The organism is Olsenella uli DSM 7084 (assembly GCF_000143845.1).
Classification (GTDB): Bacteria; Actinomycetota; Coriobacteriia; order Coriobacteriales; family Atopobiaceae; genus Olsenella; species Olsenella uli.
This window is the reverse complement of the sequence record NC_014363.1, coordinates 1-20,342: the sequence shown is the minus strand read 5'-3', so window position 1 is coordinate 20,342 and position 20,342 is coordinate 1. Positions and strand designations below refer to the sequence as shown.

At 60.2% G+C, this 20,342-nt stretch carries 15 protein-coding genes and 2 tRNA genes; 3 read left to right on the top strand and 14 right to left on the bottom strand.

Annotated elements, in window-relative coordinates:
* Positions 1 to 5 precede the first annotated feature (5 nt).
* From dgoD to OLSU_RS00050, 10 genes are all read right to left on the bottom strand, one after another.
* Positions 6 to 1,151 (bottom strand): galactonate dehydratase, encoded by a 1,146-nt coding sequence (dgoD, locus tag OLSU_RS00095; RefSeq protein ID WP_013250902.1) that lies wholly within the window; start codon positions 1,149 to 1,151, stop codon positions 6 to 8.
* 80 nt (positions 1,152 to 1,231) lie between these two features.
* The gene (locus OLSU_RS00090; protein WP_013250901.1) at positions 1,232 to 2,500 is read right to left on the bottom strand and encodes a PTS galactitol transporter subunit IIC; all 1,269 of its coding nucleotides are present in this window, start codon (positions 2,498 to 2,500) and stop codon (positions 1,232 to 1,234) included.
* Positions 2,501 to 2,530: 30 nt separating this feature from the next.
* Positions 2,531 to 2,833: a PTS sugar transporter subunit IIB gene (locus OLSU_RS00085; RefSeq protein WP_013250900.1), complete on the bottom strand. Its 303-nt coding sequence runs from the start codon at positions 2,831 to 2,833 to the stop codon at positions 2,531 to 2,533.
* 3 nt (positions 2,834 to 2,836) lie between these two features.
* Positions 2,837 to 3,295 carry a PTS sugar transporter subunit IIA gene (locus OLSU_RS00080; protein WP_013250899.1) on the bottom strand — a complete coding sequence of 153 codons (459 nt, stop codon included), beginning with the start codon at positions 3,293 to 3,295 and terminating at the stop codon, positions 2,837 to 2,839.
* Between the two features lie 33 nt (positions 3,296 to 3,328).
* Positions 3,329 to 3,958, bottom strand: coding sequence for a bifunctional 4-hydroxy-2-oxoglutarate aldolase/2-dehydro-3-deoxy-phosphogluconate aldolase (locus OLSU_RS00075; RefSeq protein WP_013250898.1), 630 nt, complete (start codon positions 3,956 to 3,958; stop codon positions 3,329 to 3,331).
* Between the two features lie 374 nt (positions 3,959 to 4,332).
* A complete protein-coding gene (locus OLSU_RS00070) occupies positions 4,333 to 5,379 on the bottom strand; it encodes a phosphoglycerate dehydrogenase (RefSeq protein WP_013250897.1) in 1,047 nt (348 codons plus the stop codon).
* A gap of 307 nt (positions 5,380 to 5,686) precedes the next feature.
* Positions 5,687 to 5,762 (bottom strand) — tRNA-Lys (locus tag OLSU_RS00065).
* 53 nt (positions 5,763 to 5,815) lie between these two features.
* Entirely contained in the window at positions 5,816 to 7,099 is a 1,284-nt protein-coding gene (locus tag OLSU_RS00060) for an aminopeptidase (RefSeq protein ID WP_013250896.1), read from the bottom strand.
* 47 nt (positions 7,100 to 7,146) lie between these two features.
* A tRNA-Gly gene (locus OLSU_RS00055) sits at positions 7,147 to 7,221 on the bottom strand.
* A gap of 44 nt (positions 7,222 to 7,265) precedes the next feature.
* Positions 7,266 to 10,955 (bottom strand): M28 family peptidase, encoded by a 3,690-nt coding sequence (locus OLSU_RS00050; RefSeq protein WP_013250895.1) that lies wholly within the window; start codon positions 10,953 to 10,955, stop codon positions 7,266 to 7,268.
* 167 nt (positions 10,956 to 11,122) lie between these two features.
* On the opposite strand from OLSU_RS00050, the gene OLSU_RS00045 reads away from it, so the two are divergent.
* Together OLSU_RS00045 and OLSU_RS00040 are read left to right on the top strand one after the other, a co-directional pair.
* Positions 11,123 to 12,115 carry a helix-turn-helix transcriptional regulator gene (locus tag OLSU_RS00045; RefSeq protein WP_013250894.1) on the top strand — a complete coding sequence of 331 codons (993 nt, stop codon included), beginning with the start codon at positions 11,123 to 11,125 and terminating at the stop codon, positions 12,113 to 12,115.
* Entirely contained in the window at positions 12,105 to 13,061 is a 957-nt protein-coding gene (locus OLSU_RS00040; protein ID WP_013250893.1) for a WYL domain-containing protein, read from the top strand. Before OLSU_RS00045 ends, OLSU_RS00040 begins: the two co-directional genes overlap by 11 nt.
* A gap of 22 nt (positions 13,062 to 13,083) precedes the next feature.
* Here the strand turns inward: OLSU_RS00040 and OLSU_RS00035 are convergent, their stop codons facing one another.
* Together OLSU_RS00035 and OLSU_RS00030 are read right to left on the bottom strand one after the other, a co-directional pair.
* On the bottom strand, positions 13,084 to 16,089 hold the full coding sequence (locus OLSU_RS00035) for a helicase C-terminal domain-containing protein (protein WP_013250892.1): 3,006 nt from the start codon (positions 16,087 to 16,089) through the stop codon (positions 13,084 to 13,086).
* Positions 16,090 to 17,082 carry a D-alanine--D-alanine ligase family protein gene (locus OLSU_RS00030; RefSeq protein ID WP_013250891.1) on the bottom strand — a complete coding sequence of 331 codons (993 nt, stop codon included), beginning with the start codon at positions 17,080 to 17,082 and terminating at the stop codon, positions 16,090 to 16,092.
* Positions 17,083 to 17,194: 112 nt separating this feature from the next.
* On the opposite strand from OLSU_RS00030, the gene rlmN reads away from it, so the two are divergent.
* On the top strand, positions 17,195 to 18,274 hold the full coding sequence (gene rlmN / locus OLSU_RS00025) for a 23S rRNA (adenine(2503)-C(2))-methyltransferase RlmN (protein WP_013250890.1): 1,080 nt from the start codon (positions 17,195 to 17,197) through the stop codon (positions 18,272 to 18,274).
* Positions 18,275 to 18,633: 359 nt separating this feature from the next.
* Here the strand turns inward: rlmN and OLSU_RS00015 are convergent, their stop codons facing one another.
* Both OLSU_RS00015 and OLSU_RS00010 read right to left on the bottom strand, forming a co-directional pair.
* Complete coding sequence (locus OLSU_RS00015) at positions 18,634 to 19,503, bottom strand: ParB/RepB/Spo0J family partition protein (protein WP_041548724.1); 870 nt, start codon at positions 19,501 to 19,503, stop codon at positions 18,634 to 18,636.
* A complete protein-coding gene (locus OLSU_RS00010) occupies positions 19,496 to 20,296 on the bottom strand; it encodes a ParA family protein (RefSeq protein ID WP_013250888.1) in 801 nt (266 codons plus the stop codon). The genes OLSU_RS00015 and OLSU_RS00010 overlap by 8 nt, the downstream gene beginning before the upstream one ends.
* Positions 20,297 to 20,342: the final 46 nt, after the last annotated feature.

Sequence of the window (20,342 nt, the reverse complement as noted above, 5' to 3'; positions counted from 1 at the left end):
CCCTCCTACCACTCCGCAATGGTGCCATCGTAATTTCTCCAGCTTGGGTTACGCCAGATTAGACCTTCTGCAGAAACCGCTTGAATCTTCTCCTCATCCATGACCAGACCTAGTCCGGGCTCGGTTGGCACTCGGATATACCCGTCCGTAAACTCAAAGACGTCCTTGTTTTGGATAAAGTCAAGAAGGTCAAACCCTTGGTTGTAATGAATGCCAAGGCTCTGCTCTTGGATAAACACGTTTGGGGAGCAGACATCAACTTGGAGCGTCGCTGCCAAAGCGATGGGACCGTATGGCGCATGTGGAGCTGCAGCAACATCAAACGCTTCGGCCATTCCAATAATCTTTCGAGCCTCGAGGATACCTCCACACATGGATACATCAGGCTGAACAATGTCTACCGCCCCTTGGACAAGCAGACGCTTGTACTCCCAGCGGGTATAAAGTCGCTCTCCCGTAGCAATTGGGATGGGCACCTCGGCAGCAAGGCTTGCAAAGGATTCCCAGTTCTCGGGCAAGACCGGCTCTTCGATGAACATGGGATGATATGGCACGAGTGCGTTGGCAAGGACCTTTGCCATCGGCCTGTGTACGCGACCATGGAAATCGATTCCGACCTCAATATCGTCGCCACATACATCCCTGATGGAAGCAATCCTGTCAACAGCTGACTTCACTTTGTCGTACGTATCAACGTAGTGAAGTTCCTCTACTGCGTTCATTTTTATTGCGCGGAATCCACGGCTCAAACGATCCATCGCTTCATTCGCGACATCAGAGGGACGATCCCCTCCGACCCATGAGTAGACGCGAATCCTATCACGGGCCCTTCCGCCAAGAAGCTGCCACACGGGCACGTCGAAAGCCTTGCCCTTGATGTCCCATAGCGCCATCTCAAGGCCAGAGACTATGGTCCCGTTAATAGGGCCACCGCGGAAGAACGAACGATGAAGCTCTTGCCAAAGTCGTTCAATCTCAAATGGGTCGCGCCCAACTATGCGGTCGGCAAGCTCCTTTGTACCCTCCACAACTGTACGGGTCTTGGTGCCAGAGATCATTTCTCCCCAGCCGACTATTCCCTCATCAGTCGATACTTTGCAAAAGATCCAGCGAGGCTTTACCTCATAAATCTTGACACTCGTTATCTTCAAGGTACACAACCTCCTTCTTCTTAAACGAGGCGAGGCCAGCATGACCTCGCCTCGTCAGATGCGGTTCTTGGACGCATCGCTTAACCAATGAAACCCGCAAGCCATTGGGAGATAAAGCCGATGACATGCTCGCCAGCGTCCTCGGTCGAAATGAACTGCATGCCGTCGGGAAGCACAAACCCGCCAGAGATGGCAAGCTGGGTGTGAACGGGGGCGAGCGCAGTTGCAATCCAAAGAACAATGCAGGTGATAATGACGGTCGAAAGGATGCCGCGGAAGATGTTGCCCTTGCCAAAAGCTACCGGCCAAGCAGAGAGCCACATGGCTTGATACGCAATGTCTGCAATCGGAAGGAGCTTGTTTCCCGGAAGTACTGCGGCGAGAAGCAAGGTGATGGGGACCATGATGATGCCTACGGTAATTGCAGACTCGTTAGCGATAGTCAGGGCAGCGTCAACACCCATAGTGAAGTTTGTTCCAGGAAACTTTTTCTGGAGGATGTCCTTAACTGCATCGGCAAACGGAAGCAGTCCCTCCATCAGAATCTGCATCATCTTTGGAGTGAGAACCATTGTGACGGCGGTGCTCATAGCAACTATGAGAATCGTGTCAACGGAGTCACCGGCAAGGATGCCAATGGCGGCACCGATGATAAAGCCCATGAACATGGGCTCGCCAACAAAACCGAACTTTTCCTGAACGCCCTTGGGGTTGACATCAATCCTATTGATGCCAGGAATCACATCCCAGAGCTTGTTGAGGGCAAATGAGACAGGCGCCCAGATCACGGAGTTTGAGGTTGGGAAGTTAACCCCCTCAAGCTCAAAGTAATCTTCAACAACCGGAGTAGTCCAGTCAGCGATCTTAATCGTAATGATGAAGTCAACGGCGGCAGCGATGATAGAGACCCAAGGATTGCCGTTGGTGGCATACCAGACCAGAGCGCCGGTAAAGATGAAGTGGTTGTATGACCAGAAATCAACCATAACGGTCTTGGTGGTCTTAGTAAGGAGCATCAGAGCGTTGGCGCCGAGCACAACAAAAACGACAACGGCAGCCAAGGGAAATGCCCAAGTGGCAGCCGCGCGCGCGGGCCAGCCCACATCCATAATGGAAGTTTGGATGCCCCAGTTGGCGACCATACCAGAAACAGAACCGGCGACCTGCGATACAAACCAGTTGATAACCATATTGACACCGGCAAAGCCAATGCCAACAAGAAGAGCGGACTTCAATAGAATGTTGGCCTTAACGCGAAAGATTAGGCCAAGCACCAAGATAATGAGCGGCATCATGACCATGGGGCCCATAGACGCTACGGTCTGGAGCGTCGTAACGATAATCTCCATTTTTCTTTCCTTCCAACCACTATTAGATGTTTATTGCGCTTGTAGCCATTCGGCTATCTTTGCTTTGGCCTTGTCCTCGCCAATGCCGGTAATGAATGCAGTTCCCTTGACCACGGGTATGCCGCCTGTTTCGACGCCCTTGAGCTTGCCGGTCGGAACAATGAAGTCGACCCTGTTAGATACAAGATTGCCTTGTACCTCAGAAAACTTGCACTGGATTATTTTTGGTTCAGGAGCGCCAATAGAAGCCGCAACCTCCTTGACCTTAGCCACAGCCATAGTGGAGGTAATCATGGATGATGCACAGCAAACGATTACGGTTTTCTTTTCCATCTCCTATCGCTCCTTTTTCTCGAACGCAGATATTACTTGTTGTGGAGTGGTGGCCTTCGTGATCTCCGCAACACACTCCTGGTTTTGTAGGACGCCCATGATCTGTTGGAGCACCTTAAGCTGATGCTCTGGATGGTCGAAAATAGACAATACGACTACAGAAACACTCAGAGTCTCGTCTGGGTCTTCCATACTGCGCCAAAGAACAGGGTTGCTTAGGGTTGCTATGGCAACTTGGGTCGTGTTGGCGTACTGATAGTCTGTATGGGGAATAGCAACATTAATTTCACCAAGATAAAGACCTGTGGGGTAGTCGAACTCACGCGCAAGCAAATGCTCTTCATACCCCTTCTTAACCTTCCCCTCCTTGAGCAAATGCCGGGCCATGAAGCTCAACACATCGGAATCTGACTTCACATCAACATTCAAGAAAACGTCTTCAGTAAAGAGCTTCATTGCCATCAAAATCCTCCTAATCGCGCAATCGAGACACCACTACCAACGGACCTTCTTCTCGAATGCCTGGATGTCGGCCTTTAATCCCTCGCTATCCATTTGAATGATGTGTCGGTGCTGGAAGATGCCCGAACCAATACCCGCATAAGTCGCTCCGTTGTCAAAAAACTCCTGGCAGTTGTCCGCATTGACCCCCCCCACCACCATAAGTGGCATGGAATTAAGGGGTGCTTGGATATCCTTGACGTATTGGGGGCCAAGGGTTCCAGCAGGAAAAACCTTTACGATGTCAGCACCCATCTGGAACATGTTCCAAACTTCGCTGGGAGTGAAGGCGGACGGGACTGTCATGAGGCCACCGTCCTTACAGATACGGAAGATTTCCTCAGTAAAGCAGATGGGCGAGAGCGCGAACTTGGCACCAACCCGAACCGCCGCTTTCGCACGCTCTGCTGAGATCACAGTACCTGCACCAACTAGGATGTCATCACCGAACTCCTCGGCCACCTTCTGGATGATTTGCGGGGCCCCAGGAGTGTTCATGGCAACCTCTACCGCACCCAACCTGGTGCCCACCATATTCTTGACCACACAACGCACCTGGTCATAGTCGTACCCCCTCAAAATAGCCGTAACTTTGGGGTATGTGACGATACTGGAGTCAATCAAGCTGTAGTCCCCTCTGTAAATTTGGACACTGTATTTCTTTAGTTGTATATTTTGTTTCTTTATCAGAATTAGAACATATTTTCTTCATAGCAACAACGTTCAATTATTTTGACGTATAATATGTATTAAATTAAGTGTATTTTTCTTAAATTATCTGCTAAAACATTTTTACTTTACGTATATATATTTTATTAAGAATAAGTCTTTCATTATTTCTACACTTATTTGTTTAGATGACTTGGCTTTTTAAATGTATAGATATCACACTAAAGTGTATATTTTTGTTTATTGCCCGATTGAAGGGAGGGGAGTCGTCCCTTAGGAAGGGCAGCACGGATGCATACGCGGCAATCAGGTGATCGCTCGGACCTGCCCTAGTCACACAATGCTTGTTGTGGCACCCTTTTGTCCCGCCCAAACATGGCCTTCACGCCCATGCTCAGCATGCTTTCGTATAGGTGTTGCGGAGTCACGGGATCAGGCGGTTGTGCGCCGTCCTTGACTGCAAGAACGTTATCCACAACGACGTTGCCCATGCGAAGGCTGCTCTCGTACGTATTGCCCGCAATGTGAGGTGTAACCAACACGTTTTCATAGTCGTAATACGGTTGATGCTCGGGCGGCTCCTTGCTGAAAACGTCAATGGCAAAGCCTGCGAGAGCGCCTGTCTGCAGCGCATGATCAAGCGCCCCGTGCTTAACGATGCCAGCGCGTGCCGTGTTAATAAGGATAGAGCCCGACTTTACCAAGCGCAGTTCGCGCGACCCGATGAGGTTGCGCGTGGAGTCATCTAGGGGAAGGTGGATGGTGATCACGTCGGAACGTCGGAGCAGGTCATTTAGCGTGGTATACACAACACCATAGACCGTCGCCTCATTACGCTGTTCAATATCGTAGCCGAGGATGTCCATCCCGAAGCCCATGGCGCGGCGGGCAACTGCAGTGCCGATCTGACCCACGCCTATAATGCCGATTGTCTTGCCGTATAGGCTGGTTCCAGTACGTTTGTTCCATAGCCCAGCTCGAGTGTCGATAACCATCTGAGAGATGTGCCTCTCAAGGTCAAGAATCAGACCAAGGGTAAAGTCGGCCGTCTCTTCCCTGTTGGCGGCCGGAGCGTAGGTCACCTCGATGCCACGTTCGCGTGCCTCGCTTATATCGACCCCGTCAAAACCCACGCCGTAACGGGCAATTATCTTGAGCTTCTTGAGTCTTTTGATGACACTTGCCGGAAGATCGTCGTTACCTAGAATGATCGCGTCAGCATCGCGAGCGAACTCATACATTTCCTTTTTGTCCAACGGACGTCCATATGGATTTAGCCGAACCTCACAGCCTGCCGATTCAAGTCTCTGCACAGGCTCCTTGGCACTGCGCCCAAACGTAACGGCGGTGGAGCAGACTACCCAGTTAGCACCCATAGATTACCCCTATACCTAAGGCCTCGTCTTTCCGATGGGTCAATTGTCGCGTGCATGAGCTGAGGCCGGCATGACTCCACCGACCCAAATTTTTAACGCAGATGCGCCTGCGTGGTCTAATGATTGCGTCCTCTACACCAGAAATGTACCTTGCCATGTTTCTTTTGCACCTACCAGGACCCAGGTTATCGGCTTTCGGCGTGCACAGGCCCTAGGTGAGAGCCTTGGCGGTTCATAGTGGTTCTCGTTTTGTTTATACAGGTATAAAAAGATCGGAGGTTTCACACCTCTGACCTCGTGTTTTAGATGGTGGGTCGTGTGGGTCTCGAACCCACGACCTTGGGATTAAAAGTCCCCTGCTCTACCAACTGAGCTAACGACCCGGCACGGACGAGCGAGGAGCCGCGCGTCCGCAAAATCATACCATGGGCGGCCCCTACTCGTTCTCCCAGGCCCATTGGCCCTCCGTGAACACGGGGACCTCCTCACCGGCCGCGGTGATGCCCCAGACGTCCAGGTCGTCGGAGCCAATCATGAAGTCGACGTGCGTGCTGGACTGGTTCACACCCGCAGCCAGCAGCTGTCCCCTGTCCATGTTAAGGCCGCCGGGCAAGCACTCCGGGAACCCTGTCCCTAGGGCCAAATGACAGCTTGCGTTTTCGTCGTACAGCGTGTCATAGAAGAGGATGCCTGTCTGGCGTATGGGAGTGTTCTTCGAGATGAGCGCGCACTCACCCAGGCGGCAGCTGTTCTCGTCCGTTTCGACGATGTGACTGAGGACGTCCTTGCCGCTTTTGGCCCCGAAGTCGACGACCCTGCCCGCCTCGAACCTAAACCAGAAGTCGCTCACCACACAGCCCGCATGCACGAGGGGCATGGCCGAGTGGACGATGCCGTCGGCACGAAGGCGGTCAGGCGAGGTAAAGACCTCCTCGGTGGGAATGTTGGGAAAGAACGTGGTGCCATCCGCCAGGTGGCCTGCACCGCCCTCCCAGACATGTCCGGGATTCATGCCGATCGTGAGGTCGGTGCCGTTTCTCGAGAGGTAGTGCAGACAATCGAGGGAGTACGCGTTCAGGCGACGCTTGTTCTTCTCGAACGTGGCGTTATGCGCCTCCCAGGCGCCCTGCGGGTCCTCGCCGTCGGCGCGCGCGACAGCGAGGATGGTCCTCCACAGCCGATACACGGACTCGTCGTCGGAGAGGCCGGGGTAGACGCGGCGGGCCCACGCGCGGACGGGCACGCCCGCGATGCACCAGGCATTCCTGCCGAAGTCCATCCCGCTGCGAAACGCCACGCACTCCGTGTTGCGCGCACGGGAGGCCGCAGCGGGCTTGGCGGGGTCGATGCCGTCGAGAGCCGATGGGTCCGCGCCCTCCAGGAAGAGGAAGGCCGCACCTCCCTCGGCCAGAGAGTCGAGCTGCTCCCGCCTCCACGAGGGCGTGTGGGAGAAGTACTCGAGGGGGACGTTCTCGTAGTCCATGCGCGTGATGGCATCGTCATCCCAGATGACGGTCACATGCCCCGCGCCTGCGGCATAAGCCTGGGAAACGACCAGGCGGGCGAAGTCCGCGCGCTCGACGGGGGCCTGCAGCACCAGCTCCTGACCAGGGCGAAGGGCGCAACCCCGACGTACGATGAGCTCGGCGTAACCCTCAACCCGGACGGAAAGTCCCTCCATGGCACGCAGGCACTCTTCCGACGTCATGGGAGCGCTCATGGAACCCCTTCTCACAAAAGGGGCCCCGCAGGGCCCCTGTCACTCCATGGAGCGGGCAACGGGATTCGAACCCGCGGATGATGGCTTGGGAAGCCATTGCCTTACCACTTGGCGATGCCCGCGTACGAGAGGAGATTCTATCACAGCTCCTATGGGTGCGGTAGGTCTACGAACGGCGGATCAGCTCGCAGAGCATGTCGCTCACCGCAGCAACCTGACCCTGGTCGATATTCTCGGGCGTGTCGTCGGCGGTGTGGGACAGCGCGGGCAGACGGTCGTCGGTCATACCCATGACCGTCACGGCACGCACCGAGGCCTGCATCGCAGGGGTGGCGTCTGTCGATGCCCAGTCGTAGCGCGAGCGCTTCACGGGAATGTGAAGGTCATCGGCGATGCCCATGAGCATCCTGACCATGCGACGGTCGGCGCGGCGCGTCTTGCCTGCGCCCTCGCTCGTGAGGAGCGTCACGTCACCCGCCCCGACGGAGTCCAGGTTGACCAGGAAGGACCCACGGATGTCACGACGGAAGCCCGCCAGGAACTCCTTGATGCCGGCGCGGCGTAGGCTCGAGGCGCCCAGGGCCACGAACCAGACGTCGTGCGAGACGAGCTCGTCGTCACCCATGCCGAGGATGGCCTCACGGAGCTGCTCCATCTCCTCGGGCGACTGGGCCTCGATCACCTGCGCGTCAGGGGGAACCTCGGCCGTGGGGTCGGCCCCCTCCACCACATGAAGGTCCGAGCGCGTGGTGGCGCCACCCTTCCAGTCGCCGCGACGGGGGGGCTCACCGGACCCCTCGCTGGGGTCGACCTTGGTCTCCCCATCGGCCTTGTCGAAGTTGTCCCAGTTGCCGATGGCGCGGCCGTCCTTCTTGGCGTCGTAGTCCTCCTCGACTCCCAGCCACTCGCTCAGGGATTCCTGCTGGGGCCGTGCATCGCCCCTGTGGCCGAAGAAGCGGAGGCGCCTCTTGCCTGCCTGGCGGGCGTCACTTGCCTTGGGTCGGGCCGCCTGAGAGTGCATCCCCACCTCGGAGCCGGTCAGAAGGCCTATGGTCTCGCGTGTTCCACGCGGCTGGCTGTCCCTTGCGTAACGGGGTTGCAGCTTGGTGGAGGCGGTCCCCCTCACGAGCACGTTGTCAAAGGCCCGGGGCATGGTACCGGAGGCGTCGGGGTCCGTCACGAACGGGTCGCTCGTGGCTTCGGACGGGTCGGGCAGGTCGAACAGGACCGCGCGGCGGGCGAGGTTGGGCTCGGCGGGACGAAACTCGCTCGTGCCCCAGTTGGGGTCATCGACAGCGGCGGGGCGGTCTCCCTCATCGGCGCTATCCTGGGACGAGGGGAGGTCGTCGGAGAGCGTGTCGAGGCCGGTGGCGTCCTTGGAGGCGAGCTCGCTCTCGGGAATGTCTTCGTCGATGGAGAGCGTGGCCGCCGAAATCGCGATGGTGGCGGCGGGGTCGGACGCTGCAGGATCGTGCTCGGTCGACCCGTCGTCGGCCCCCTCCCCCATTGGCTCGTCGACAGGCTCCTCGCCGGAGCCAGGGTCAGTCTCGGAATCTGAAGCGCGGCCGTGCCCGACGGACTCAGTCGCAGGCACCACGCCTCTCTCGGCCGCGTCGTCACCCTCGACGTCGTCGGAGGCCGCCATGGGCGAGGTGGCCTCGGTTGGCTCGGGTGACCCGATGGGCTCCCACTCGGCCAGGGGAGCTTCCCCCGATGTCGCCCCGACCTCATTCTCGGAGCTTGCCGAGGGCTCGCTGGTGGCAGGGAGAGTATGCCTGCGGATGCCGCCGACGAGGCGGCCCCAGGCGGAACGGACGGCTGGGACGAAGCCGGATGCGGATGCGGGAGCACCCGGGACCTCGGGAGGCGTTTCCTCGGATGCGGGAGACACCCCAGACGTGGGCTCGGTCCCGGACGCAGACAAGGGAAGGGCATCGTTGGCCTTGGCGTCTTGCGACATGGGGCCTGTCGACGACGTTGCCTCCGCGTCCAGGCCCTCGGGGGCCTCTTCGATGGTGGGCAACCCCTCGATAGGCGTGACCTGATCGGAGACCGGCTCGGACACGACGGTGTCGGCGGCCGAGGTGGGCTCATAGTAGTTGTACTCCGTCTCGAACGTCTGCGGAGGGGTGGTCGCCGTGACCTCGGGGACATTCATGGGGACGGAGGGCTTGGTCACCTCAGGCGCTGGCCGCTCGAGGGTGGGTTGCTCCATCACACCGGCAGACGTTGCGGCGTCCGCAGGCGCGCCGGTGGCGTCGGGGACCCCCAGTGCGTCGGCAACGCCAGCGGCGACGTCGGCATCTGCAGCACCCGAGGGAGCGATGGTCTCCTCGAGGGGCGTGACGATGTCCGGATGCGAAGAGGGCTCCTCTTGCGAACTGGTGGGATCCTCGATGACTTCGTACTCGGCGACAAGGTAGTCCTCGTCGAAGGTGGGGTATTCGTCGCGTCCCGGTGAGGGCAACGCGTCTTGGGCAGGCTTGCCGGCATAACCCTTCCCCAGGCGGATGCGGGTGTCGGGATGCTCTGCCCTGCCCTTTGCCTGTGAGAAGAACGATGGCACGTAGCCCGTGTGGCGCTCGGGTCGCGTCGTCTGAGACGGGGGCTCTCCGTCGGGGAGGGACGACCCCTCCTCCGACGGAGCTGCCGTGGAACCGATGCCATCCAGGCCATACTTCGTGTTCAGCTCATCGGCGAAGTCCTTGTCGGTGAACCGGGGGATCTCCGGGAGGGTGGCGGGGTCGACCTTGGGGACAGGCGGCTCCTGATACACGATCTCGCACTCGGGCGGAAGGATGTTCAGGCTCTGCATGAGTTCTGGACCACGGCGTACGCCGCCCCAGTCGACAAGCCCCCCGCGATCCACCGATGGCATGGGGGCGGGGGCAGCGGGAGGTTCGTGTGTCGGCGCCTCCCCGACGGGGGACGAACCTTCATCCGAAACAGACGGGATGTCCCCGTCCGCCTGGGGGGAAGCAGGATCTTCCTCCGACGCCAGATCAAGCCCGGGACGGGGGCCCGACACGGGCAGGGGCGCGGCGGGGTAATCCTCGGGCTCGGGTTCGACCACGGGCTCGGGTTCCGGCTCGGTATGGGGGTGAAGCTCCATATAGCGCTTCGCCTCATCCCCAGCGGGACGCACGGCATCCATGACGCCGAGCATCGCCGCGATGGAGGCCTTGTTGTCATTGGCTCCCGTGGTGCAGGGGGCAAAGCGCGCGTAGATCGTGGAGACGCCCACTATCAACAGGGGAAGCGACGCCAGGATGCCCAGCACCCAAAGGACATGACGGGCCGTGGTGGGCAGGAAGGGCATGGCCTGGAGCAGGGAGAGCACAGAGACGACGATGACGCAGAGAAAGCGCGCACGGCGCAGGGGGACCTGATAGCGGGCCAGCTGGGGCTGGTAGAGCAGTCCCTCGTTGGGGCTGTCGTAGTGTGCGACTATGACGATGGGACGGTTACCCTTGACGACGAGGGGGCCTGTCGCGCGATGGACGCCGATCACGTTCTGGCTGCGTGCGGCGGGACCAAGCCTGCCCAGGAGGTCATGACCGCTGAACTCGGCCACAAGCAGGGCTAGTGCCGCGATGACAAGCAGCAGGCCCACCAGGCCCACGGCACTGCCCAGGATGCCCGAGAGGAGCATACCCAGGAACATGACCACGTAGAGCACGTTGTGGGGGAGGTCCCCCGCAGCCGGCACGGTGAAGTCCTGCACGGTCGTCTCGAGGCCGTGCTCGTCCATGAGTGACCGGACGAGCTCCGCGGCCTCCAGCTCCTCCTGGCTGTTGGCGGGCGAGATGTCTATCTTCTCGTTCAGATAGTCAAGGTAGGTGCGTGAGTTTGGCATGCTATACGTCCTTTGCACAAGGCAAGTAGGGCCTTCCGACGTTCATTTGTCCGAGTATACGTCTTATCATGCGAGTTGTCGTAGGCACGACGTCTCAAATAGGCTGATGGCACCCATATTCCGCGAGGGGAACACGCTTTGCGGTGGCGGTGGGCGGGGAGGGGCGTGTGGGCAAGGGGTCACGGGAGTCCGTCGAGGGTCGTACAAAGGACGACGAGCAGGCGCTGCGCCTGGCGTCGCTGGCGACAGCCTTCATGAATGCCCAAGGCGCCCTGACGTCCAGGCGCATCCGGGAACTCTACTACCCCCACCTCTCCGAGGACAGCTTCCGACGCACCTTCCTGCGAGACCGAGCGAGGCTGGCGCTCTGCGGCATCGCGCTGCGAGGGGACCGGAGGGCAGGTGGGGAGACCACCTGGGTCGTAGACCGCACGCTCTCGTTTGCCGACGGTGACGCGCTCACCGCACACGAGGCTCTGACCATAGACGCTGCGTGTGCGGGTCTTGTGAGCGACGGTGCCTTTGCCTATCGAGATGAGCTCGCCCGCGCGCTCGCGAAGATCAACTCCTCGTACAATACGCTCGCAACCAGGCGGGTGGGGCATGCGGGCGAAGGCGTGGACATGCGACTCGCGACGCTACGCGGGTGCCTCGAGCGTGGGGAGGCCGCCGAGGTCACGTACACCGACGCCCGCGGATGCCAGAGCGAGCGGCTGCTAGCCCTCTACGGGAGCTTCGGCCTGAGGGGAAACACCTATTTCGTTGCCGTACGCTACGATCGAGAGAGGGGTCGGCCCGCCGAGACGCCCAAGACCTATCGCCTTGATCGCTTTGTCAGGGTCCGTGCCTGCGCGCAAGAGCGCTATGTGGTGCCGGAGGATTTTGACATCCGCGACTTCGTGCTCCTCCCCTTCCAGATGGGCGCGACCGAGGGTCATGCGACCTTCGCCTGCACCCGCCCGGCGACGCCGGAGGCGAGGCGGGCGCTGACCACACACGGAGCGCTCTCCCCTGACGGATCGACCTGGCGAGTCGACGTCTCCGACATACGAGATGCGGCCCTGTGGTCAATCGACGTGGGTCTCGTCCCCCTTGGACCGCCCGAGCTGGTAGAGGAGCGCAGGCGCATTCTGGACGAGGCGAGCCGGCATGGCCGTTAGGGAGGGTCCCGCTGGACGCGGGAGGGGGCGCAGGGGCGGCATCGAGGTGGCCCGTGAGCTCGTGACGCTCATCTCCGCACTGAGACACGAAGGCGACCTGCTCTCCGCCGGAGTGGTCGCGGCCCGCATGGGATGCTCCCTGGATCACGCCCGGCATCTGCTCAACCTCCTGCTTGACGTCGCCGACGAGGAGGGGACGGGCCGCCTGTGCCTGGGCGCAGACGATGACGGTATGGAGGTGGAGCTGTGCTTCGGTGGGGTCGCGGGCCGGGCCCTGCGCCTTACGACCAGCGAGACCATCGCAGTGGAAGCCGCCTTGCGCGCGCTTGGAGTGGCACAAGGCGATGTCTTGGCAGACAAGGTCAGGCGAGCCCTCTGTAACCCCGTGACCGGACCGGGCGTGCAGACGTCATTGGAGTCCTTGGAGACGGACGACCCCAATGGCGCCGTTTGTGCCTGCGCCAAGGCGATCGCCGCCGGGGATGAGCTCTCCTTTGCCTACCGCTCGGTCTCGGGCGAGCCCAGCGAGCGTCTGGTGTTGCCGCTGGGCCTCAGGCATGATGGGGGGCTTTGGTACCTGGACGCATTTGACCTCGTCCGAAGGGGCGAGAGGACCTTCCGCTGCGACCGTATGACAAAGCTCGGAACAAGTGCTGTCACAGAGGGTGGGACGCAGGGTGACGGCCCGCGACGCGACGGCAGCATCACGGGAACACGCGAGGTGGAGCTCACGTTCACGGACCCGAGGCTCCTTGAGTTCTTCCGCTGGCCCGCGCTCGAGGTCATGGCGGAGGGGGGAGGGCGTACGCGGGCGAGGATCCCGTTCTACGGAGGCATGTGGCTCATCCGTCGACTGGCAGCCTGCGGCGATGGCGTCATCGTCGATGACGAAGACCTCCGCCGAAAGGTATCGGACTACGCCACAGGACTGCTGGGAAAGGGCTGATGGCGAGCGTGGGGGAGGCGCCCTACTCGTGCGACGACCTCCAGAGGCCGATGTAGCGGCTCACGTTCGAGCGCTTGAGGCGCGTGCAGTCGGGGTTGGGCAGAGATGACGTGAACTGACGTCCGTAGCGCTTTGACACGAGGCGCGAGTCTGCCAAGACGAGCACGCCTGCGTCGCTCGAGCTGCGGATGAGTCGGCCCGCGGCCTGCTTGACCGATATGACGGCCTCGGGCAGTGAGTGGCGCCACCAGGCTCGCTCCTCCCTCAGCTCCCGCTCACGCACGAGCGGGTCGCAGGGGCTGGCGAACGGAAGCTTGGGTATGACCACGCACCGCAACGTGTCGCCAGGAGAGTCAAAGCCCTCCCAAAACGACCTCAGGGCCAGGAGCGAGCAGCTTCTGTCTGCCATGAACCTCTCCCTCAGCCTGCGGGCAGAGGAGCCGCGCTCCTGGCAGATGACGGGAAGGCCCAGCTGCGAGAGGCGGGGCTGCAGCCCCGCGTACACCCGCTCCATGTCACGGCGGTTGGTGAACAGCGTCAGCACCGAGCCCCCCATGGATCGGTGAACGTCAAAGAGGAGGTCCTCCAGAGCGGAAAGATATCTGGGGTCGTTTGGCTGTGGCATGTCCTGAGCGACGATCACCGCCATGTTGTCCCGATAGTCGAAGCTCGATGAGAGGCGCACGTCCTTGTGCAGCGAGCCGCCCAACAGGTCCAGGCCGACGGAATGGTCAAAGTGCTCGAAGCTCTCCCCCACGGCCATCGTCGCAGACGCGAACACGACGCTCATCATCTCCGGAAGCCAACGGCTTCCCAGGTCTGCGCCGACATCGATCTTTTCCGCAAGGAGCCTCTCGCTGCCGATGTCTCTCCTGCGGCGAGAGAGCTGTGCCGAGTACACGTAGCTCTCGTCCTCGCCCGAGACGATGAGGTCGATGCCATCGTGCAGGGCATGGAGGAAGCCACCCGCCTCGATGAGGTTGGCGCCCAACTGCGGTGAGCTCTCGGAGATCTTCTCCGCCGTCTCGTCCATGTCCTTGGAGGCTTCCTCGAGTCGGGCGAGGGCAACGTGGGCGACCTCGGACAGCGCGTCCCATTCTGGAGTCAGGCGCACACCCCCATCGATCCAGAGGGTGGTGCTCTCGTAGCCTCCCCCACCACTCGCAAGGCAGCCCAGGCTGTGAAGGGCGAGGAAGAGGTCGCTCGTCGAAGCGGCGGCGCGTGCCACGGCGGCGGCGGCCTTCGTGAGGAGGCGCTGGATGAGGGCCGCTCCCTCGAGCCCGGCCGTCTGCACCATGAGGTTGTGCAGTGCACCCGACTTCGTGCCGCCGAGAAGCTCAAAGGCCTGGCGGGCCTCGTCACCGGACACCTCGACGGCCCACTGTCGCCGTGCCTCGGCCTCGAAGGCATGGGCCTCGTCCACGACCCAATGCCTGACGGGCGGGAGGATCCTCCCATCCATCTCGACGTCTCTGAGCAGGAGGGAATGGTTGGTCACCACCACGTCGCTGCAGGCCGCACGGCGACGGGCGCCATGGACCAGGCATTCGTTGGGATAATAGGGGCAGCTCCCGCGCAGGCACTCCGCAGGGGTCGTCGTCAGCATCATGCGTGGAACGTAGCGCCACCTGATGCCCAGCGCGTCAAGGTCTCCCTCGGGCGATTGGCAGCAGAATGCGTAGGTCACGGCGATGGCGGTGAGCATGTCCGCCTCCATCGCAGCAAGCGAGCGCGACTCCCCCTCCACCAACACCGTCGGAAGCTCGCCCAAAGCCGCCCGCTCGAGACGGTGGAGGCAGGGGTAGTGCTCGTATCCCTTGAGGCTCGTGAAGCGAAGGCCCTGTGGCAGGGCGCTGTCCAGTATGGGAAGCTCGTGGGTCACCAGCTGGTCCGTAAGGGCGTTGGTCTTCGTCGCTATGCCGACCGTCAGGTCGTTGCGCTGGGCAAAGAGGACTTCGGGGAGGAGGTATGCCATGGACTTTCCCACACCGGTGCCCGCCTCGATCGAACGATGGGTCGAACTCGCAAGCGCGTCGCGGACCTCGCGGGCCATCTGCACCTGATCGGGACGTACCTCGAAGTGGGCATAGAGACTTCCGACAATCCCATCGGCCGAGAAGGCTTCCTCGACCTCCAGGCGCGTAGGGGCCGAGAGGGGCTCATCCTTCTCGGCCGCGTCATCGCGCACGTGCCCCTGGCCCTCGCTTACGAGGCCGCGACGGGCGAGCTTGAGCGAGAAGGGCGCCACCTCGGCTCCTCTTTCACTTGCCCCTTCGTCCGCCGCTTCGTGGGCGAGATAGGAGAGTATGGGCCTGAGCTGCCAGTCGACCTCCTCATGCATGGTCGACAGAAGGTCAAGCAGGCCCGAGGGAAGGTCCATGAGCGCGACGAGCATGATGCGCCACATCCCCGCCAGGGCCTCCACGTCCGCCGTGGCACGATGCGTCGCGGAATCGCAGCCGAAGGCGCGCGCCATGTCGGCAAGGCGATGTGACGAGAGCCGGGGGAGCGCGATGCGCGAGAGCGCCAGCGTGTCGATCCAGTTGTCGCTCACGTCCCTGCCACCGGGAACCGACTCGACGAAGGTGCGATCGAACGTCGCATTGTGTGCAAGGACGGGATCGCCTGCGACAAATTCCGAGAGCGCGGCCACCGCGTCCACGGCGGACGGCGCATCCGTGACGTCAAGGTCGCTGATGTGGGTGAGCGCAGAGATCTCGGGAGGGATGGGGCCCATGGGGTGGACGAAGGTCTGGAAGCGCTCCTCCACCACTCCCCCACGGATGCGGGCCGCCGCTATCTCGATGAGCTCGCAGTCCCTGAAGGAGAGCCCCGTCGTCTCGGTGTCGAGAACGACGAAGTCCTCTCCAAGTAGCCCCAGTTCAGCGTGCTTAGCACGCTCGGCGAGAGAGCGATAGCGAGTGGCCACGGAGGGCGGGGTCCCGGGAAGGAGGAGGACGTCAACCGATGGCGTGGTCCCGGGCCCAGAGGGCTGGCGCCCCTCCGAAGGGGGGGTCTCCCCCGACATCTACGCCTCTCCCCCACCGCTGGTGCCACCCGTCACGCCGCGTCCCTCGAGCGCAAGCTCGACAAAGCGGCGGCAGAGGTCGGGAAACCCGATGCCCGCATGGCGGGCGGAATCGGGAAGGAGGCTGGTCTCGGTCATGCCGGGAATGGTGTTCGTCTCCAAGATGACGGGCGCCCCCTCGGCAGTCACAATGAAGTCGCTACGCGATACGCCGCGGCAACCGAGCGCCCTATGGGCACGCACCGCGAGCTCGGAGGCACGCTCATAGGTCGTCTGGTCAAGCCGAGCTGGGATGACATGGTGGAGTGCGGCGGGCTCGTACTTGACCTTGGCGTCGTAGAACTCGGAGTCGAAGGCGATCTCGACGATGGGAAGCGCCACGGGGTCGTCGTTGCCGATGACGGGGACCGTTATCTCCGTACCTTCGACGCAGGTCTCGACGAGGACGCGGTCGCCCTCGGAGGCGGCACGTGCCACCGCGTCCGCAAGCTGGGCCGTCTCCGTGACACGCGTCACGCCGAAGCTCGACCCGTTGGCGGCGGGCTTGACAAAAAGCGGGAGTCCCAGCGTCCGCACCAGCCTGTCTGCCTGGTCGGAAGTGAGCCTGGTACCCTCTGGAAGGTCAACTCCCTCAGGAACGGGAATGCCTGCCTCACGATAGAGCGCCTTGGCGACGGCCTTCTCGGTGCCTACGGCAGAGGCCAGTACGCCCGAGAAGGTGTAGGGTATATGCAGGACCTCCAGCAAGCCCTGTATGCAGCCATCCTCGCCATAGCGTCCGTGCAACGCCACGAAGGCGACGTCAAAACGTCCGTCAAGCAGCCTGGCCGCGAAGTCGGGCGCGGCGATGTCCAGGAGCTCGACGCGCACAAATCCCGCCTCGCGCAGGGCACCCATGCACGCCATGCCCGACTGCAGTGAAATGTCGCGCTCGTCAGACCACCCACCTGAGAGCACGGCGACTGCGCATTGTGTAACGTCGGTCTTCTCCATTGACGCACTCCTTTGGGCGCAGGGGCACTGCGCTAGACTCAGGTCGTAGGGTGAGCTGTCCTGATGAGGATACTCCACACGAACTTTGAGGCACAGACGGGGTCCCGAAACCATGCAAGATGCGAATAGCGGCAAGCCCACGGCAAAAAAGAGGAAACAGAGGCGCGACCTCCGTGCCATGTCACATGGGCAGCTGCTTGAGCTGCTGGGGGATCTTGGACAGCCGGGGTTCCGCGCAAAACAGATAGAGGAATGGGTGTGGGAGAAAAACGTTTCATCTTTTGATGATATGTCCAACCTTCCAAAATCCTTGCGCGCCCACCTCTCTCAGGCCTGCTCCCTGGGGGGCCCAAGAGAGGTGGGTCGCCAGCAGTCTTCTGACGGCAGCCGGAAATACCTCCTACGCTACGAGGATGGCGTCTCCGTCGAATGCGTCGGCATGCCGACGCGCAACAAGCTGGCAGTATGTGCGTCGACACAGGCGGGATGCGCCATGAGCTGCGCCTTCTGTGCCACGGGGGCTGCCGGACTCACGCGCTCCCTCACGGCAGGAGAGATCTACGAACAGGTCATGCATGCGCGCGATGACTTCAACGCACGGGTGACGAGCGTCGTCCTCATGGGGCAAGGTGAGCCGTTCATGAACTACGACGCAACGCTTGGGGCCCTACGTAGGCTCAACTCCCCCGAGGGAGCCGGGATCGGCGCACGGCACCTCACGGTTTCCACCTGCGGCATCATCCCCATGATCAAGCGATTCGCGGGCGAGCCGGAGCAGTTCACGCTTGCGGTCTCGCTACATTCGGCCGTACAACGCACACGCGACATGCTCATGCCGGGCGTTCGGAAATACTCCCTACTGCATCTGTACGAGATCATGGAGGAATACGTCGACAAGACGGGCAGGCGACCCACCTACGAGTATGCGCTCATCAAGGGCGTCAATGACAGCGAGGACGAGATGGGGGCGCTGTGCGACTTCTGTCGTGGCAACCTTGCCCACGTGAATCTCATTAGACTTAACGACGTAAAGGACTCCCCCTTCCAACCCTCCTCCGATAGGAGGGCCGAGGAATTCGTTCGCAGGCTGGGTGCCGTAGGAGTCGATGCTACCATCAGGAACTCGCGTGGCTCCGACATCGACGCCGCCTGTGGGCAGCTTCGCCAAGAGATGGAGCGTCTCTCTCGCTGAGCGGCTTCGTGCTGCCTTGGGAATGTCCCTCGTTTCCAGGATATGATCAAGCGGATGGGAACACATGTTCCCATCCGCTTGATCCCTTTATGTGGAGGACCACACAGAAGCCCTAGTATCCGAGGGACTCCCATTGCGACAGCACGCTCCGTCTGTTCTGCTCCACGTCATCCTCCGTCACATCGATACCTGCCAGGTCATTAATCTTGTCTTTCACAGCCGAGGTCATTTTGGCAGTGACGCTATACGTCCTACGGAGTGCCTCTCTTGCTTCCTCGGATAAAAGGAACTTGTAGCCAACCATCACCGCGCATGTAACAGCTGTCACAGTGACTGCCGTAAGTCGGAGTCGTGACATCTCACTCCCCTGCCAGAGGCTCGACCGGACTCAGTACATTCACCAGACGAACAAGATCATCTTCGTCTTTGAACTCGATCTCTATCCTGTTCCTGTTGCGTACCGTCTTCACCTTCACGTTCGTATCCAACGCCAGCCTCAGTTGGCGTGCGGCTCGCTTGAAGTACTGGGGCTGTGCTTGCCTTTTTGGCCTATCGCCCTTCATGCCAGAAAAGAGCGGAGCAAGACTTTCTGTCTGACGCACGGTCAGATTCTCCCCTACGACCTTGTGAGCGAGTTTCAGCCTGCCGTCCTCGCTTCCTACCGCAAGTATGGCACGGGCATGACCAGCAGTCAGCTTTCCTGCTGCCATCATCTCTTGCACCTCTTTAGGAAGATCGAGAAGTCGAAGCGTATTGGCGATGGCCGATCGAGACTTCGAGAGCGCCCTTCCAAGCTCCTCCTGGGTGAAGCCATTGTCTTTGATTAGACGCTGATATCCCAAGGCCTCTTCGATGGGATCGAGATCCGAGCGCTGAAGGTTCTCTATCAGCGCGAGCTTAAACACCTCCTCGTCTTCGATGTCGCGTATTACAACGGGAACTTCCTTTAGTCCTGCCTTCTTCGCGGCCTGATAACGACGTTCTCCTGCGACGATCTCATAGTCTTTCCCCTTCTTTCGGACAAGGATGGGCTGCAGGATTCCGTTCTGTCGTATCGAGTCTGCCAGTTCCTCAAGGGCGTCAGGATCAAAGTTCTTACGAGGTTGGTTCCTGTTTGCCTTTATTCGTGAAATGGAAAGCGATAAGTCAGGAGCGACGGTGCCGATTTCTCCATCGGCGCCGCCCATGAGCGACTCCAATCCCTTTCCGAGACCACTTTTTCTAGCCACGACGTACCACTTCCCTTGCTAGGCGTGAATAGGCAAGAGCACCTTTGCTCATTCGGGCATACTTGCTGATTGGTAGTCCATGGCTTGGGGCCTCAGAGAGCTTTACAGAGCGTGGAATGATACTCTTGAAGACCTTTTTGCCAAAGTAAGTGCTTACTTCCTCGACAACCTGCTTTGACAAGGTCGTCCGAGCATCATACATAGTCATAACGACACCAAAGATGTCAAGTTCTGGATTGAGCCTCGATTTCACCATCTTCATCGACTCAAGGAGCTTTGTGACCCCCTCAAGCGCGTAAAACTCACATTGAATAGGTATGAGAAGCGCATCTGAAGCAACAAGTGCGTTTATGGTCAAAAGGCCTAACGAGGGTGGACAATCGATGAAAACATAGTCAAATTCGTCGCGTATTCCAGTAAGTATCCCCTTCAGAACGCTCTCACGAGACATAACGGAGACAAGTTCTATTTCGGCACCTGCCAATTGAATCGTTGCAGGGACGATAAACACGTGTGGCTCGAGTGTCGGAGCTATCACGTCAGCAAGCTGCACATCGTTCAGAAGGGCATCATAGATGTCGTGCTCCAACCCTTCTTTCTCTATGCCATAACCAGAGGAAGTATTCCCTTGTGGATCAAGGTCGATTACGAGCACCTTCTTCTTAGACTCTCCAAGGCATGCGGAAAGATTCACAGCGGTGGTCGATTTCCCTACGCCGCCCTTCTGATTGATTATTGAAATCACTTTCCCCTGTTTGTCTGGAAAGGCTTTTTTCACGTCCTGATAGCTCACACATCCTCCAGTGGCCGCGTTAGAATTCTGTTGCAAAAGCTATTTA

Bases quoted from the DNA above. Each gene is read 5' to 3' on its own strand.
- OLSU_RS00070 (WP_013250897.1), bottom strand. From the start codon at position 5,379: ATGGGTGCTAACTGGGTAGTCTGCTCCACCGCCGTTACGTTTGGGCGC.
- OLSU_RS00035 (WP_013250892.1), bottom strand. From the start codon at position 16,089: ATGTCGGGGGAGACCCCCCCTTCGGAGGGGCGCCAGCCCTCTGGGCCC.
- OLSU_RS00060 (WP_013250896.1), bottom strand. From the start codon at position 7,099: ATGAGCGCTCCCATGACGTCGGAAGAGTGCCTGCGTGCCATGGAGGGA.
- OLSU_RS00030 (WP_013250891.1), bottom strand. From the start codon at position 17,082: ATGGAGAAGACCGACGTTACACAATGCGCAGTCGCCGTGCTCTCAGGT.
- OLSU_RS00040 (WP_013250893.1), top strand. From the start codon at position 12,105: ATGGCCGTTAGGGAGGGTCCCGCTGGACGCGGGAGGGGGCGCAGGGGC.
- rlmN (WP_013250890.1), top strand. From the start codon at position 17,195: ATGCAAGATGCGAATAGCGGCAAGCCCACGGCAAAAAAGAGGAAACAG.
- OLSU_RS00090 (WP_013250901.1), bottom strand. From the start codon at position 2,500: ATGGAGATTATCGTTACGACGCTCCAGACCGTAGCGTCTATGGGCCCC.
- OLSU_RS00080 (WP_013250899.1), bottom strand. From the start codon at position 3,295: ATGGCAATGAAGCTCTTTACTGAAGACGTTTTCTTGAATGTTGATGTG.
- OLSU_RS00085 (WP_013250900.1), bottom strand. From the start codon at position 2,833: ATGGAAAAGAAAACCGTAATCGTTTGCTGTGCATCATCCATGATTACC.
- OLSU_RS00050 (WP_013250895.1), bottom strand. From the start codon at position 10,955: ATGCCAAACTCACGCACCTACCTTGACTATCTGAACGAGAAGATAGAC.